Annotated in this window: 9 protein-coding genes; 4 read left to right on the forward strand and 5 right to left on the reverse strand. The window is 67.6% G+C overall.

Going from position 1 to position 15,117, the window contains the following annotated elements:
• Positions 1 to 381, forward strand: a complete 381-nt coding sequence (locus tag BHS09_RS13665; protein ID WP_140798074.1) for a Rieske (2Fe-2S) protein — start codon at positions 1 to 3, stop codon at positions 379 to 381.
• A 9-nt stretch (positions 382 to 390) separates the two neighbouring features.
• Here BHS09_RS13665 and BHS09_RS13670 read toward each other — a convergent pair whose 3' ends face one another.
• The 3 genes from BHS09_RS13670 to prtB all read right to left on the reverse strand — a co-directional run bounded on the left by BHS09_RS13670 (position 391) and on the right by prtB (position 3,850).
• Entirely contained in the window at positions 391 to 1,797 is a 1,407-nt protein-coding gene (locus tag BHS09_RS13670; protein ID WP_140798075.1) for an MATE family efflux transporter, read from the reverse strand.
• A gap of 424 nt (positions 1,798 to 2,221) precedes the next feature.
• Entirely contained in the window at positions 2,222 to 3,049 is an 828-nt protein-coding gene (locus BHS09_RS13680) for a trypsin-like serine peptidase (protein WP_140798076.1), read from the reverse strand.
• A gap of 3 nt (positions 3,050 to 3,052) precedes the next feature.
• Positions 3,053 to 3,850 (reverse strand): M57 family metalloprotease PrtB, encoded by a 798-nt coding sequence (gene prtB, locus BHS09_RS13685; protein WP_140790312.1) that lies wholly within the window; start codon positions 3,848 to 3,850, stop codon positions 3,053 to 3,055.
• 433 nt (positions 3,851 to 4,283) lie between these two features.
• Between prtB and BHS09_RS13690 the strand changes: the two genes are divergently transcribed.
• Both BHS09_RS13690 and BHS09_RS13695 read left to right on the forward strand, forming a co-directional pair.
• Complete coding sequence (locus BHS09_RS13690) at positions 4,284 to 5,456, forward strand: DUF6068 family protein (RefSeq protein ID WP_237080345.1); 1,173 nt, start codon at positions 4,284 to 4,286, stop codon at positions 5,454 to 5,456.
• Positions 5,457 to 5,789: 333 nt separating this feature from the next.
• Entirely contained in the window at positions 5,790 to 6,911 is a 1,122-nt protein-coding gene (locus tag BHS09_RS13695) for a hypothetical protein (protein ID WP_174260538.1), read from the forward strand.
• A gap of 127 nt (positions 6,912 to 7,038) precedes the next feature.
• Here the strand turns inward: BHS09_RS13695 and BHS09_RS13700 are convergent, their stop codons facing one another.
• Positions 7,039 to 7,818 (reverse strand): TetR/AcrR family transcriptional regulator, encoded by a 780-nt coding sequence (locus BHS09_RS13700; RefSeq protein ID WP_140798079.1) that lies wholly within the window; start codon positions 7,816 to 7,818, stop codon positions 7,039 to 7,041.
• Positions 7,819 to 7,984: 166 nt separating this feature from the next.
• Here BHS09_RS13700 and BHS09_RS13705 point away from each other — a divergent pair, with 166 nt between their 5' ends.
• On the forward strand, positions 7,985 to 10,234 hold the full coding sequence (locus BHS09_RS13705) for an ATP-binding cassette domain-containing protein (protein WP_140798080.1): 2,250 nt from the start codon (positions 7,985 to 7,987) through the stop codon (positions 10,232 to 10,234).
• Positions 10,235 to 10,439: 205 nt separating this feature from the next.
• Here BHS09_RS13705 and BHS09_RS13710 read toward each other — a convergent pair whose 3' ends face one another.
• On the reverse strand, positions 10,440 to 15,107 hold the full coding sequence (locus BHS09_RS13710; protein ID WP_140798081.1) for a MupA/Atu3671 family FMN-dependent luciferase-like monooxygenase: 4,668 nt from the start codon (positions 15,105 to 15,107) through the stop codon (positions 10,440 to 10,442).
• Positions 15,108 to 15,117: the final 10 nt, after the last annotated feature.

Raw genomic sequence — 15,117 nt, forward strand, 5'->3', positions numbered from 1 at the left:
GTGAGCACGGGAGGGGAGACGGCGGGGCGCAAGCGCGTCTGGTCGACGCCGGCCAACGTGAAGCTGCTCCCGGTGAGCGCCCTGGAGGACCCCGGGGCGCGCAACCTCGTCCTCCAGATTGGGGACGCCTTCTTCCACGGCTTCCTGGTGCGCAAGGGTGACGCGGTCCACGGCTACGTGGACCGGTGTCCCCACGCGGGCCTGCCGCTCGCGCGCGAGCTGGACCGCTACCTGACGCCCGACAAGGGGCTCATCGTCTGTGCCTGGCACGGGGCCCTGTTCCAGGTGGAGGACGGGCTGTGCGTGGGCGGGCCGTGTTCGGGTGGCCGGCTCACGCCGTGGCCGGTGACGGTGCGCGACGGCATGGTCGTCACCGGCTGAGCACGCGGCTCAGGCGGGCGCGGCGACGGGCGCGGCTTCCGCCTCCGCGACGGGGGAGACCAGGGCCTGCTTCTCCCAGGCGCGGCTCTTCCAGCGCAGCCACATGGTGATGCCGCGCACCCATTCGTCCGCGGCCACCGCCATCCACACGCCGGCCAGTCCCAGGCCCATGTGGAAGACGAGGTAGTAGCCCAGCGGCAGGCTCATGCAGACCATGGACGCGATGCCCATGTAGACGGTGAACGTCGCGTCACCCGCGGCGCGCAGGGCGTTGATGAGCACCAGGTTGAAGCAGCGCCCCGTCTCCAGGGCCAGCCCGATGACGATGACCTGCGCTGTCATCCGGACGATGTCGGCGTTTTCGGTGAAGAGCGAGACGATGGGGACGCGGAGGAGGACGACGGCCACGTCCACCACCAGGGTGATGGCCAGGCCCCACTTCAGGCTGCGCAGGGCCTGCTGGAACGCGTCGTCGGCGCGGTTGGCGCCCACCAGCCTGCCCACGATGATGGACGTCCCCATGCCGATGGCCAGGCTGCACAGGAAGACATACTGGGAGATGGCGTGTGCGTACTGCCGGGACGCCAGCGCCACCGCGCCCAGGAACGTCACGTAGTACAGGAACACCGTCTGGCAGCCCTGGTAGGTGGCCTGTTCGAAGGCGGAGGGCAGGCCGACCTTGAGAATCTTGCGGACGTAGTCCTTGGAGAACGTCACGTAGTCGCGCGGCGCCATCTTCACCGGCATCACCCGGTACAGGACGTAGACGAAGACGCCCAGCGCGATGGCCCGGCTCACCACGGTGGAGATGGCCGCGCCCGCCACGCCCATCGCGGGGAAGCCGAAGTGGCCGGCGATGAGCACGTAGTTGCCACCCACGTGCAGCACGTTCATGCCCAACGAGACGAACATGGACGCGCGCGTGAAGCCGTAGGTGCGCAGCAGCCCGGCGAAGACGTTGATGAGGGCCTGGAGGAACAGGAAGCCGCCGACGATGTGCAGGTACGTCTTGGCGTACGCCAGCATGTGGCCCTGCAGGTTCATCCCGCCCAGGATGGCATCCCCGCTGAGCAGCAGCCCCGCGCTGACGGTGATGCCGAGCGCGAGGTTCAGGGTGACGGCGATGGCGGAGATGCGCGCGGCCTCTGTCTGCCTGCGCGCGCCCAGGTACTGGGCCACGACGATGGCCGCGCCGTGACCCACGACCTCCATGATGAGGATGCAGATGAAGACGTACTGATTGACGACGCCCACCGAGGCGACGGCGTCATCCGACACGCCGCTGAGCATCAGCGTGTCCGCCGTGCCCATCATCATGAAGAGCAGCAGCTCCAGGAAGATGGGCCACGTGAGCCGGAACAGCCCCAGCGACGGTGAGGCGTGTGGATCCGCATTCGGGGATGCTGCGACTTCCATGGGGCGTCGACTCCGAGAGGTGGGCGCGGCAATGCCTCGCCTCTCGCCAGCGTCTCGCATGTCGCGCAGAGCGCGTCGAGTGACATCGAGATGTGGGCACCGCTGCTTGATTTGTGTTCAAACAGCAGGGACCTCTTGCTCGTCTGCCCGACGGCCGTTGGCGCGGTGATGCCTGCGGATGATGGCCACGGTTTTCCGTGGCAACGCGGCCTCATCTTGGTCGCCAGGCGCCGCGAGCAGGCGGCTGACCGCTCGTTCGCCTCATGGAGTCCGCATCGTGTGCGGAGTGACACAAGGTGGGCGACAGCGGCCCGGACGACATCGGCGCACCCGGGGGCTCCAAGGCCTGCCGCTGACCGGTGACAAATCGCACCGTCCGGTGAAGATGACCCTCACCGTTCCGGCGCAGTCGTGGGCCCGGAACTCAGGGCCCAAGTCGCGCGTGTGGAGCGTCCGCCCGTTCCGTGCGCGTCGCCGTGGATGGCTCGGTGATGTCGTCGTTTTGCAGATACGCGGAGGCTTCGACGATGGCTTCCGCGGTCACACCCCGGTTGGAGCCCCGGCCGTTGACTTCACAGTCTCCGTCGGTGTGGACGCCCAGCAGGTGCCCTTGCCGGTTGAGTACGCCAGCGCCCGAGCTGCCGACCAGCGTGTCTAGGTCTCTGTAGAAGATGAGCTGGTTGCACGAGTCCAGGTACCGGCCCTCGGCAATGACCTTGGGCCGTCCGCGGGGGTGCTGGATGATGACCAGTTGCTCGGTGGCCTGGGCCGTCAGCGGGATGGGGGTGACATCCGGGATGACGTCGAGCTGGATGAGCGCATAGTCCGGCTCTATCGACTGCTCGATGACGGTGCCCTCCGTAATCAAAGGGTCGCCGTCCGCGTTGTCCTCGAAGTTGAAGACAATCAGCGGGATGTCCCCGGCGTTGACACAGTGGCCCGCGGTGAGCACCACGGGGCCCGCGCTTGCTTGAATCAGCGTGCCGGTGCAGCGCCCGTCAATGAACACGACGGCGTCTTCCCTGTCCTGGATGACGTCCGAGAACTCGCCCACGTAGCTGTTGATGGGGGTGAAGTCGAGCTTCGGACCGCACTGCGTGAAGGCACGCACCTCCGGTCTGGCGGGTGGCTCACAGACCGCAGGCTCGGTCGGCTCGGACCGTCCTCCGCAGGCGGTGAAGCCCAGGAAGACGGTCCCAGCGAGGAGCGAACCCCACAGCGTCACGCGGAAGTCTGAGGGGTGTCGCGCCATGACTCAGTACAGGTACTGGAGCGCCGTGACGTCGGAGCTCATGAAGTTACCCGTCTCGGACGAGCTGAAGCAGGAGTTCATGAGCGAGCCGCCGCGAGTGGCCGTGGACGGCGTGCCGGGGATGTGGATGGCGCCCACGCCCGCGGCGCCCTCGTTCTGGGCCGCGCCGCCGCAGCTGATGCTGCGGTTGTAGTAGTCAGAGTGGCGCAGGCCCACGGCGTGGCCCAGCTCGTGGGTCACGACGTGCTCGACCACGGCCACGCCGTAGGTGGCGGTGCCGGTGCCGATGTTGATGATGCCGTAGGGACGGCCGCCGGAGGGGAAGCCCGCCGAGCCGCCAGCGCCGGACGTGGTGCGCGCGGAGATGGTCGCGCTGCAGCCGGTGCCGCCGCGCTGCATGGTGAACGACAGGCCCAGCGCGTTGTAGTTGGCGATCGCCCGGTCAAGGGCGGACATCAGCGTGGTGTTGCCGGCGTACGCGGAGTTCGGGACGATGCAGATGCGGGTGATGGAGGCGGCGACGAGGTTCGTCGTGCGGAACTGCTCCTGCGTCTTCAGGTCCGTCTGGAGCATCTCGCGGGACGCCTCGAGCGTCACGTGCGCGTCGCGGCCCACGTACACCTGGCCGTCGGAGACCAGGATGTCGTCCGCCGGGAAGCCGGCCTCGACCAGGTTGGAGATGATCTCATCGTGCTCGTGCTGCGAATCGGCCTGCATGTCGGTGCCGCAGCCCGTCAGCATCATGCTGCCGGTCACCGCGAGGACTGCAGCTCCCTTGAACATCTTCTGGAACATGGGCATCGGAGATTCCTCGTCCGTTTTGACTGCGGGGGGACGCGCCGTCCGCCTGGTATCCACCAGCCGCGGCGAGACGCGTCCCGGCCCTTGAGCAAATGGTAGGCCAATGAGTCCCGCAGAATGAGAAACGCGAAATCGTTGACTAGCGTGGAGTACCTGTACTCCAGGCCCGCGTCACGGGCACGTAAACAGAGTTGACGCCAGCCGCCGCAAACCCGCGTGCCCACTTCAGATTCTCTGGAAACGGCCGGGCGTTTCGAAACCACACAGTGATGTCTGGTTATCGGTCACTTGCCCCATGGGGCAAAGACACCCCAGGCATGATCTGACACAAGTGAAAACAAACTACGGCCCTGTAATGGGGTGGGAATGGACACACTCGTCTGACGAGAGGTGCGCGTGAATACACTGTCGGTGTATCCAGTCGAATATGCAAATGCGCCACGTCACCTGTCCTGTCGCCGCGCTGCTGGGCGCGGCCCTGTCGTTCCTTCCTGGCTGTGGGAGCACGATGTCAAGCAATCCCTCGCCCATTGACGCTCAGAGCCAGACCTCCACTTCTCAGCAGGCCGCGGAGGCCTGGAAGCGTGCCCGCGTGGGCGATCGCGTCACCTATGCCTTCTCCGCGACCCAGGGCCCCACACCCGGTGAGGCTGACGCCGCGCGCACGCTCGATGGCCAGTTGACGCTGGACGTCGTGTCCGTCCAGCAGCCCTGGGTCTACGTGCGGGTCGCCTTCACGGACGCGGCGGGCAATCCGTTGACGCAGACGCGGCTGGCGCAGGACCTGGTGGTTCCCGTGCGCTCGGACATGACGCGCTCGCTGGACGTGCCGCGTCCAGGGCAGGTGACGGCGGAGCGTCCTTCCTTCTCCGGGCGCAACTGGGAGGCCACTCGCTATGTCAGCGATCAACGGCCCGTGGATGGTCCACTGCGCACGCGCGTGTATGCCAATGATTCGGCATTGCTCTACCTGACGCGCGGCCTGCTGGAGGCCAGCACCGAGTCAGCTGGGTTTCGGACGCCGGGCGGCGTCAGGCTGTCGCTGCGTGAGTTCCAGGAGGGCTCCACCGAGGCCAGTGCCCCCGCGCCCGCGCTGGAGCGGCCCCTGGGGCCCGGCGCGTACTACGACAGGAAGGTGGACATGGCGCCCACGCACGAGGTGCTGCGCGTGTGTTTCACCGCGGAGCGCGGCTACATCCTGCGCGCGGAGGGCCCCTTGGGCACTGGGAGCGAGCCGTGCGCCGACTTCTCCCAGGCGGAGCCTGAGGCCCTGGAGGAGGTGGTGATGGGCCTTCCTTGGGAGGCGCTGGTTTCGGGCGAGTGGCCTCCCTCCAAGGACGGCGCCCGTGGCACCTTCACCGTGGGAGACCGGAACGTGCCCTCCATCACGGAGCAGCGCACGGAGGACCTGGAGGGCACGCGGCACGTCTTCATGGACACCTACGCGGCGGAGACCTGGGCGCCGGGGCTCGCGGGCCTGCCGTATGAAGCGCGCTTCCAGTCGCTCTCCAGCGGCTCCGAGCGCGTGGGCCCGGGTGGGCAGCGTGAGTCCGCGGGCGGCAGTCGGATCGTCCAGTGGGGCCCGTGGCTCGGCGGGCAGCCGTGACGGCTCGGTAGTCTCCAGACAGATGCCCCATTTCGAGCGCGCCGGGGCAGGCGGCCGGAATGGGGCGCTGCTGGAGGTACCAGGCCTATCGTTGGAGACATTGGCCTGGGCCATGGGGGACAGCGACATCACGGCGGCGACAGCAGCAGCTCCAGGGCGCAGACGGCGCATGGTGACATCCCTTCTGGGAGTGGCGCGCGCAGCCTGATGATTGAATGAATGGCTGACAATTGTGTGTATCGCGTATGTGAGAGGGTATTCGGTGACCTGTTGAGGTTTCCCGAGGGGCCATTGCGCAGAGCGGAGCTACACTGGGTGCGGACTGGAGGCTTCATGCACCTTGAGAGATTTCGTCGGCTGCCCGCGCTCGTGCTTCTCGGACTTTCCTTCGCCGGTGGGATGGGGTGCTCGGAGGACGACGGGGGCGTGGATACGCCCAACCCCCTGACGAATCCCAAGGACGGGCCTCCCGCCGGGAATCAGAACCCGGAGGCCACGTGCGCCATCCCGGCCGAGGCCGGCCTCGCGGACGTCTCCCGGCCCACCACAGTCGTCGGCACGGGAAGCTCGGAGAGCTGTACCAGTGACGCGTTCATCCAGGCCGTGGCGAAAGGCGGGGTCATCACCTTCGACTGTGGTCCCGAGCCCGTCACCATCACCCTGAAACGGACGGCGAAGATCTTCAACGACACGGGGCCGGAGATCGTCATCGACGGCAAGGGGCTGGTGACGCTGAGCGGGGCAGGGCGGCACCGCATCCTGTACATGAACACCTGCGACCGGGACCAGGTGTGGACGACCGCGCACTGCCAGGACCAGGACCACCCCCGGTTGACACTGCAGAACCTGACGTTCGTGGACGCCAGCTCCAAGACAGAGACCGAGTTCGACGGCGGAGGCGCGGTCTGGGTTCGCGGCGGGCGCGTGAAGGTCATCAACTCCCGGTTCTTCAACAACGTTTGCGCGGACGTGGGGCCGGACGTGGGAGGCGCCGCGCTCCGTGTGTTCAGCCAGCACCGGAACCAGCCCGTGTACGTGGTGAACACGACCTTCGGTGGAAAGGCTGGTTACGGCGGTGCCTGCTCCAACGGCGGTGGCATCAGCAGCATCGGCGTGTCGTGGACCCTCATCAACAGCCTGTTCTCCCACAACCGGGCCGTCGGCAATGGCGCGAATCCCGCGCGTCCGGGGACGCCGGGTGGGGGCAGTGGCGGGGCCATCTACAACGATGGCAACACGATGACGCTGTCACTCTGTGGTACGCGGATTGAGCACAACGAGGTCAATGCACACGGCAGCGCCATCTTCTTCGTGAGCAACGACCACTCAGGGGACATCCGCATCGACCGCTCTGTGATTCGGAACAACGTCGGCGGATCGTGGTACCCGACGCATCCACAGATTTCGAATCACGATGACACGCCTATTGTCGTGACGAACTCCACGATTGAGTGACGAATCGCCCGTCTGCCTCACAGTCACTCCGCCTCGCGTCTGAAGAGCGCAGGGCGGAGAAGGGAGATGGTCCCTCCCGTCGTAGGCCATCCAGCCACAACAACCTTGACGCTCACTGCCTGGGGACTCAGCGCCGCTTCTTTCCCGTTGCCTTGCCGTCGATGAACACCGCCAGTCCATCGAGCACGCGCTCGAGACCGAAGGCAAACGCCCCCCTGGGGTCGTGCGCCCCGTAGGTCTCTCCCGCGGTCTTCCCGACGCGGGACAGGACGGGGTAGGGCGTGAAGTCGACGGTTTCGAGGAAGGGGGCGACGCGGTACCACCACTCCTCGTCCGTCATGCCGGTCAGGTCCTTGACCAGCTTCTCCCGGGCCGCGTTGCGGACCGCGCCGTGGACGTAATCGAGGACCAGGGTGATGATCCGGTCCATCTCAAGGTCCGTGAGCCCCAGGCCTTCAATGGCACTCAGCGCGATGTCGGCGGAACGGAAGGTGTTCGGGCCCAGCACGGTGCGGTGCGTCGCGAGTGGAATCACCCACGGGTGGGCCAGGTAGGAGTCGCGATAGTCTGTCGCCACCCGCGTCAGGTTGGCGCGCCAGTCGGCGGGCTTGAAGACGGGCCGGTCCTTCAGGATTTCGCCGGACACGACATCCATCATCAAGTCCAACAGCTCGGCCTTGCCGGGGATGTGCGTGTAGAACGACATGGGGGAGATGCCCACCGCCTCCGCGACGCGGCGCGTGCTGACCGCTTCGAGCCCCTCGGCATCCGCGATGGTGACGGCGGCTGACACCAGCTCCGCGACGCTGGCCTTCGCCTTCGGGCCGCGCTTCGGCGCCTCGGTCCGTCCCCATAGCAACTGCATTGATTTCAACGGGTCGCCCCGGCCGGAAATCTCGTCGCTCATCCGTACCTCATGATAACTATTTACAGTGTACGGGGTTGTTGTGCTAAACCTCGTGCGCCGTACGAAGTTACGGCGTGACTGAAAAGATGTCGAGCGATTTGCGGGAAGCCTGTTCGTGGGCGTGCCGCGTCCGCGGGCAGGGCGTCACTCTAAGGAGAAGCCAACCATGTACGGCTCCATCAAGATTCGCGGGGCACGCGAGAACAACCTGAAGAATGTCTCGCTCGACATCCCCAAGCGGAAGATCACCGTCTTCACGGGCGTCTCGGGTTCGGGCAAGTCGTCCCTGGTTTTCGGCACCATCGCGGCCGAGAGCCAGCGGCTCATCAACGAGACCTATCCGGCCTTCGTGCAGCAGTTCATGCCGCACTACGGCCAGCCGGACGCGGAGAGCCTGGAGAACATCTCCGCCGCCATCATCGTGGACCAGCAGCGGCTGGGCGGGAACTCACGCTCCACGGTCGCCACCGTCACGGACGCCGCGCAGATGCTCCGCGTGGTGTTCTCACGCCTCGCCGAGCCGCACCTGGGCAGCCCGGGCCTCTATTCCTACAACGACCCTCGGGGGCTCTGTTCCGAGTGCGAGGGCATTGGCCAGGTCGCGTCCATGGACATGGACGCCGTCATCGACAAGTCCAAGTCCCTCAACGAGGGCGCCATCCTTCCCAGGGACTACGCGGTCGACAGTTGGTATTGGGCCATCTACGCGCGCTCAGGCTACTTCGACGTCGACAAGAAGCTGTCCAAGTACACGAAGGAGGAGCTGGAGAAGCTCCTCCACCTGGACGACGGCCGGAAGATCAAGATCGACAAGATGAACCTCACCTACGAGGGCCTTGTCCCCAAGCTGCGCCGGACGCTGGGCTCGAAAGATCCTGAGACGGTCCAGCCGCACGTCCGCGCCGAATACGAGCGCATCTTCACCCGCGCCATCTGTCCTTCCTGCAAGGGTGGGCGGCTCAACCAGGCCGCGCTCGGCAGCCGCATCCAGGGCAAGAACATCGCGGAGTGTTCCGCGATGCAGGTGTCGGACCTCGCCGCGTTCGTCCGGAAGATTGCCGCTCCCTCCGTGGGGCCCATGTTGGAGGCACTGGCCCACCGGCTCGACAACCTGGTGACCATTGGCCTGGGGTACCTCAGCCTCGACCGCGAGAGTTCGACGCTGTCGGGTGGAGAGAGCCAGCGGGTGAAGATGGTGCGGCACCTGGGCTCCAGTCTCACCGATGTGACGTACATCTTCGATGAGCCCAGCGTGGGGCTTCACCCGCACGACGTAGGCCGGCTCGCGGGCCTGATGCAGCAGCTGCGCGACAAGGGCAACACCGTGCTCATCGTGGAGCACAAGCCGGACATGATTGCCATTGCGGACCATGTGGTCGACATGGGGCCCAAGGCCGGCAACAAGGGTGGACAGGTCGTCTTCGAGGGCACCTACGAGGGGCTGCTGACCTCAGGCACCCTCACGGGCAACCACATGAAGAAGCACCAGCCGCTGAAGACCACGCCTCGAAAGCCCACGGGGCAGCTTCAAATCAAGGGCGCCCGGCTCAACAACCTCCAGGACCTGTCCGTTTCGATTCCGCGGGGTGTGCTCACGGTGGTGACGGGCGTGGCGGGCTCGGGGAAGTCGTCGCTGATTCAGGGCTGCCTGCCCAAGGCGTACCCGGAGACCATCATCATCGACCAGAACCTGGCTCGGGGCTCGCGCCGCTCCAACACCGCCACGTACACCGGCATCCTCGACAACGTCCGCAAGGCGTTCGCCAAGGCGAGCAAGGTGGATGCCGCGCTGTTCTCCGCCAACTCGAAGGGGGCCTGCCCGGACTGCAGTGGCCTGGGCGTCATCTACACGGACCTGGCGCACCTGGACCCGATGGTGACCCTCTGCGAGACGTGCGAGGGCAAGCGGTTCACCGAGGAGGTGCTGGCGCACCGGCTGCGCGGCAAGTCCATCAGCGACGTCTACGAGATGGCCGTCAGTGACGCGGTGGCCTTCTTCACCGAACCGGCGATCGCCAAGATCCTCCAGGGGCTGGATGACGTCGGGCTCGGCTACCTCACGCTGGGGCAGCCGCTGTCGACACTGTCGGGCGGTGAGCGCCAGCGGTTGAAGCTCGCCGCCGAGCTGGGCCGTTCCGGGAACATCTACGTGCTGGATGAGCCCACCACGGGCCTGCACATGAACGACGTGGACACGTTGATTGGCCTGTTCGACCGGTTGGTGGACGCCGGGTCGACTGTCATCGTCATCGAGCACAACCTCGACGTGGTGTCCCGCGCGGACTGGGTCATCGACCTGGGGCCGGGGGCCGGGCATGAGGGCGGCCAGGTCGTCTTCGAGGGGCTTCCGGCCCAGCTCGCGGCGCACAAGCGTTCACTGACCGGGCAGCACATGGCCCGCCGAGGCAAGGCGTAGCGGCGGACCCGCCGGAGCGGCGCGAGACGCCTCGCACCGCTCCGGTCGAGTCGTGCGGCTCAGTCCTTCGCAGGCTCCAGCTTCCAGGGGACGAGGCGATACCCAGCAAGGCTTTGAAACGCATGAGGCACTCCAGGAATCGTGGAAGCGGCCTGTCTTTAATTACAGGCCGTTCCTGGAGTGCGAGTCTTGCGGCAATGAACGTCTACCGGCGGCGGCGCTGCTGCATCGACCGGCGAGCCGCGGCCCGGGCCTCACCGCGCGCCGCGACTTCCTTGAGCGCTTCTTCCTCGCCGCTGTCACCCGACAGGAACCCGGAGAGGGCGCGGATGGTGGGGTAGCGGAACAGGTCCACCAGCGTGAGGGGCTTCTCCACCTGGGCCTTGAGCTTCTCCAGCACCTGCACCATCAGCAGCGAGTGGCCGCCCAGGTCGACGAACTTGTCCTCCACGCCGACCTTGTCCAGCTTGAGCACGTCCTGCCAGATGCCGGCAATCAGCGCCTCCGTCTCGCCTTCCGGCCGGACCAGCTCCCCGCGCGCCTGCGCCTGCTCCGGAGGTGGCAGGGCCTTGCGGTCCACCTTCTTGTTCGGCGTCTGGGGGAAGGTGCTCAGCGTCACGAAGGCTTGCGGCACCATGTACTCGGGCAGCCTCGTGCGCAGGAACTCGCGCAGCGCGTCCGCCGCGGGCGGCTCGCCCGGCTTCGCGATGAGGTAGGCCACCAGCCGCTTGTCGCCCGGGATGTCCTCGCGGACGATGACAACCGTCTCCCGCACCGCGGGGTGTTCGCCCAGCCGGGATTCGATTTCGCCCAGCTCGATGCGGAAGCCGCGCACCTTCACCTGGTGGTCCAGCCGGCCGATGTACTCCACCAGACCGTCGTGCCTCCACCGCGCGGCATCACCGGTGCGGTACATCCGCGCGCCCGGCTGGGAGGAGAACGGGTCCGGCACGAAGCGCTCGCGGTCCAGCTCCGGACGGTGGTGGTAGCCCCGCACCACGCCCTCGCCGCCGATGTACAGCTCCCCCGCCGCGCCAATGGGCAGCGGACGCTGCTGCGCATCCAGGATGTAGAGCTGCGTGTTCGCGATGGGCGTACCGATAGGGACGCCTTCGCCCACGTTCTTCACCGGGTGCGTGGAGGACCAGATGGTCGTCTCGGTGGGGCCGTACATGTTGATGACGTCGCCGGACACCGTCTCGGAGAGCTGCCGCGCCAGCGGGACGGGGAAGGCCTCGCCGCCCACCATCATCTTCTTCAACCGCTTGAGGCCCTCGCGCGAGCGCTCCTCGGCCAGCAGCATGCTCGCCTGGGACGGCGTGCACTGGAGGTGCGTCACGGCGTGGCGCTCCAGCAGCGCGGGGATGGAGCCGTCGAGTTCGGGCTCGGCACCCGGCTGGCCCACGCCTGCGTTGGCGCGCAGGCGCACCTCGGCCAGCAGTGGCAGGTGCTTCATTACCAGTTCCGTGGGCACACCGAAGTCCACGAGGCAGGCAATCTCGTCCACGTCCAGGCCCTTGAGCCGGTCCACGAGCGCGACGCACGCATCCACGCTGCCGAACAGGCCGGAGGACTGGAAGTAGCGCTCGAAGGAGAAGTCGAGCAGCGCGTCCATCTCCTCGGCGGACAGGTGGTCGGTGCCGAAGTTGCCGTTGGCCAGCGTCGTCTGCGCCTTGAAGGCCGGGAAGCTCCAGGCCGCCTCCTTGATGAGGCCCACTGACGACTTGAGGTACGACTTCATCGGCTCGCGGACGACCTCCTTCACGGAAGCCTCGGAGTCACCGACGAAGGTGTGCAGCATCAGCGACACGATGCCCTTGCCGGGGTGGCCGGCCTTGGCCCACGTCTCCCGGTAGAGGGCAATCTTCTGCGCCACCTCTTCCACCGACTGGCCTAGCAGGTGGGTGAGGACGTGGCAGCCCGCGCGCGCCGCCTCCTCGAAGGTCTCCGGGTTGCCCGCGGTGGTGACCCAGATGGGCAGTTCCTTCTGCACCGGGCGGGGCAGGGTGCGCAGCTTCACGGTGTGGCCCGTGCCGCTCTTCGTCTCCAGCGCCTCGCCGCGCCACAGCCGGCGCACGTCTTCAATCTGCTGGAACATGATGCGCTTGCGGTCCGGGAAGCTCTCCGGACGCAGCGCGAAGTCGTTGGGCTGCCAGCCCGCGGCGAACGAAATGCCCACGCGGCCGTGGGAGATGTTGTCCACCACGGACCAGTCCTCGGCGATGCGCAGCGTGGGGTGCAGCGGCGACACGAGGCTGCCGGCGCGAAGCTGCACGTTGCGCGTCACCGCCGCCAGCGCGGCCGACGTCACGGCCGGATTGGGGAAGAGTCCGCCGAACGCGTGGAAGTGGCGCTCCGGCGTCCACACGGCGCAGAAGCCGTTCGTGTCCGCGAAGCGCGCGCTCTCCATGAGCAGGTCATAGCGGCCCTCGGGACGCTCGCCTTCATCACTGGAGAAGTAGAAGAGACTGAACTCCATGGCGCGCGAGGCGTGCTTGCCGGCCTGCGCCGCGTCGTGCCGCTCCGCGTGCAGCACCACCGTGAAGCCGCGCGTGAGCGTCCAGAGCAGCTCCAGCACGGAGATGTCGAAGTTGAGGCTCGTCACCCCCAGCCAGGTGCCGCGCTCCGTGCCCAGGCGCTCGTCCATGCCAACGCCGAAGTTCACGACGTTGCGGTGTTCAATCATCACCCCCTTGGGCTTGCCCGTGCTGCCCGAGGTGTAGATGACGTAGGCCAGGCTGTCCGGCGTGGCCGGCGGCGTCTGGGCCTCCGGCGCGGCGGCGATGCGCTCCCACTGCTGGTCCACCGCGAGCACGGCCTTCGCCGTGGACGGCACGCGCGACAGCAGCCGCTCCTGAGTGAGCACCACGTGGCAGCCCGCGTCCTCCTCCATGAACGCGATGCGCTCGGCGGGATAGGCCGGGTCCAACGGCACGTAGCAGCCGCCTGCCTTGTGCGTGGCCAGCACGCCCACCATCATCTCCAGCGAGCGCTCCATGAAGATGCCCACGCGCACGTCGCGGCCCACGCCCGCGCCGCGCAGGTGCCGTGCGAGCACCTCGGCGCGCGCGTCCAGCTCGCGGTAGGTCAGCGAGGTGCCCCGGCAGATGAGCGCGGTGTCGTCCGGCGTGCGCCGCGCCTGGGCCTGGAAGAGCGAGGCCAGGGTGGCGTCGCGGGGGAAGTCCCGCCGCGTGTCGTTCCACCGGGCCAGAAGCTGGCGCTCCTCCGCGCCCAGCAGGTCATGCTCGCCCACCGCCTTGCCCGGCGCGTCCCGGAGCGAGGCGAGGAACGCGTTGAGCTGCCGCGCCACGTCGTCCACGCGGGCCTTGTCCACGCGCGTGGCATCGAAGTGCAGGTGGGCATGGCTGCCCTGGGCGTCCACGTCAACGACGAGCGCCGCGCCGCCCACGGCGGGGTTCGCCGCGCCGATGCGCAGCGCGACGGGATACGCCACCTCGCCGCCGTGGCGCTGGAGGTTGGAGAGCTGGGCGGAGCGGCCCAGGACGTCGCGCGCGAGCACGCCCTTGTCGCGCAGCTGCGTCAGCGCCTTGCGGAAGGCACCCGCGGCCTGCTCCGGCGCATCCTTCATCGGCAGCTCGATGCGCAGCGGGAGCTGCGAGGCGAAGAAGCCCTCCACACCTTCGATGCGGGCGCGCGTGGACGCATCCGCGTAGCCGACGTCGAAGCGGGGCTCGGGGGACAGGCGCGCCAGGAACGCCACGGCGGTGAAGAGCAGCCGCTCCTCGGGCGGCAGGTCCGTGACCCAGCCTGGGGCAAGGTCGCTGGCCTCGAACTTCAGCGTGTGCGTCCCCACGTCCTTGGAGCTGCCGCCCAGGAAGGACAGGTCCGGTGGCGCGAGCGTCTCCATGCGACGGAGGAAGAACGACTCCGCCTTGCCTGCCTGCGTGCCCACCTCGGTCAGCCGGGCGCGCAGCTCCGGAGCGGCGGCGGGCAGGACGTCACCCCGGGCCAGCATTCGCGCGCCGAGCACGTCGGCCCACGACAGCGGCGCGCCGCACAGACCCTTGGGGCCCTTCAGCGTGAGGTCTCCGCCCTGGAGCGCCACCGTCAACGCGTCACCCTCGATGTCGAGCACGGTGCCCGGGGCGGACTCGGATGCCGGCTCGGAGCGTCGGGCCTCGGAGATGGCGATGGGCCCGTTGCCCAGCCACACCTTCGCGAAGGACAGCGGGTTGGGGTAGCCGCCGTAGTCGAGCGCCGACACCAGCGCGTGCGCCACGTCCACGTCCCCGTGGAGGTCGAGGACGCCCGCGGCCTCCGGACGCTGCGCGAGGCCGAAGTAGCTGCGCTGCGCGAAGTCCTGTTCCTTCGTCTCGGACGTGCCCGCGACCAGCTCTTCCGCGAGCTCCGCGAAGGTCTCCATGCCCAGCGTGTAGCAGCGGGCATTGAGGCTGAAGGCCGTCTCACCGGGGGCGATGTCGAAGAGGCGCTGCTTGAGGATGCGGCCCTCGTCCGCGCCCTTCGTCATCTCGTGCCACGTGACGCCGTGCTGAGGCTCCCGGTTCAGCAGCGCCCACGACGTGACATTGAGTCCGGCGTAGCGGGGCAGCGGGCCGTCATGGAAGTTGATGGCCATGCGCCGGGGCAGGCGCAAGATTTCGTCCTTCACCATGCTCAGGTTGACGATGCTGAAGAGCCAGTCGAAGGGCGCCTGGGACAGGAAGGGCAGCACCTGCTCGCCGGGCGGCACGTGCGGCACGCCCTGCTCCTCCGCCCACTTCTGGAGCGCGGGCTCGCGCGTGACGAGCCCGAGAATCCGGACGCCGCGCTCGGTGAGGGCTTGTGCACAGGGAACGACGAGGGTGCCCTCGCCAATGATGAAACAGCTGGGCGACTCCGGAGCCGCGCTCATTCAGTGCCTC

Source organism: Myxococcus xanthus, from assembly GCF_006402735.1.
Classification (GTDB): Bacteria; Myxococcota; Myxococcia; order Myxococcales; family Myxococcaceae; genus Myxococcus; species Myxococcus xanthus_A.

Coding starts and splice junctions, on each gene's coding strand:
- BHS09_RS13670 (WP_140798075.1), bottom strand. CDS start 1,797: ATGGAAGTCGCAGCATCCCCGAATGCGGATCCACACGCCTCACCGTCG.
- BHS09_RS13680 (WP_140798076.1), bottom strand. CDS start 3,049: ATGGCGCGACACCCCTCAGACTTCCGCGTGACGCTGTGGGGTTCGCTC.
- prtB (WP_140790312.1), bottom strand. CDS start 3,850: ATGCCCATGTTCCAGAAGATGTTCAAGGGAGCTGCAGTCCTCGCGGTG.
- BHS09_RS13690 (WP_237080345.1), top strand. CDS start 4,284: ATGCGCCACGTCACCTGTCCTGTCGCCGCGCTGCTGGGCGCGGCCCTG.
- BHS09_RS13695 (WP_174260538.1), top strand. CDS start 5,790: ATGCACCTTGAGAGATTTCGTCGGCTGCCCGCGCTCGTGCTTCTCGGA.
- BHS09_RS13700 (WP_140798079.1), bottom strand. CDS start 7,818: ATGAGCGACGAGATTTCCGGCCGGGGCGACCCGTTGAAATCAATGCAG.
- BHS09_RS13705 (WP_140798080.1), top strand. CDS start 7,985: ATGTACGGCTCCATCAAGATTCGCGGGGCACGCGAGAACAACCTGAAG.
- BHS09_RS13710 (WP_140798081.1), bottom strand. CDS start 15,107: ATGAGCGCGGCTCCGGAGTCGCCCAGCTGTTTCATCATTGGCGAGGGC.